Annotated in this window: 1 protein-coding gene; it reads left to right on the top strand. The window is 64.1% G+C overall.

The features are described from left to right. Positions 1-62: 62 nt before the first annotated feature. Positions 63-690, top strand: a 628-nt coding sequence (locus tag NKH01_RS35195) for an IS5 family transposase (RefSeq protein ID WP_353024750.1), incomplete at its 3' end; no start/stop codon positions are given.

Genomic DNA, 690 nt, shown 5'->3' with positions numbered 1-690 from the left:
GAGGCCTTTGCACAGAATCGGATTGGTGATTCTGTGGCGTGGTCGCTACGGGAGATTCGCGGATGGTTGATCGTGTGCTTGGTCAATTGAGCTTGGCGGACGGCCTTGCGGTGTCGGATGAGACGATCTTCGATCTTGTTGCGAAGGAGATCGACTGGGGTCCGATCGACGGGCTTTTGGGCGCACGCAGCGGAGCCGGGCCGGGCACGGCCAGCTATCCGGCGCCAGTGCTGATGCGCTGCCTTTTGTTGGGCGCATGGCATGGGCTGAGCGATCCAGCGCTTGAGGCACAGATCCGCGACCGGCTGTCGTTCCGCCGCTTTGCCGGCTTCAGCCTTTCGGACCGCACGCCCGACCATTCGACGCTGTGGCGCTTCCGCGAGGAGCTGACGCGCGAGCGGCTGATCGACAAGGTGTTCGAGGAGATCAACCGCCAGCTTGAGGACAAGGGCCTGATCGTCAAGCGCGGCACGCTGGTCGATGCCTCGTTCCTGCAAGCTCGCGGCCGCCCGCCGAAACAGCCCAAGAAGGGCCACCAGGGCCCGGTCAAGCCATCGGCGGACAAGGATGCGCGCTGGGGCAAGAAGGGCAAGAAGAGCACCTTCGGCTACAAGATGCACATCGGCGTCGACCAGGATCATACGCTGATCCGGCGCGTCGAGGTGAGCGACGCTTCGGTCACCGACACCG

Source organism: Mesorhizobium sp. M1403 (assembly GCF_040317695.1).
Lineage (GTDB): Bacteria > Pseudomonadota > Alphaproteobacteria > Rhizobiales > Rhizobiaceae > Mesorhizobium.
The sequence above is the reverse complement of the archived record's forward strand: the minus strand, read 5'-3'. Positions and strand labels throughout refer to the sequence as shown.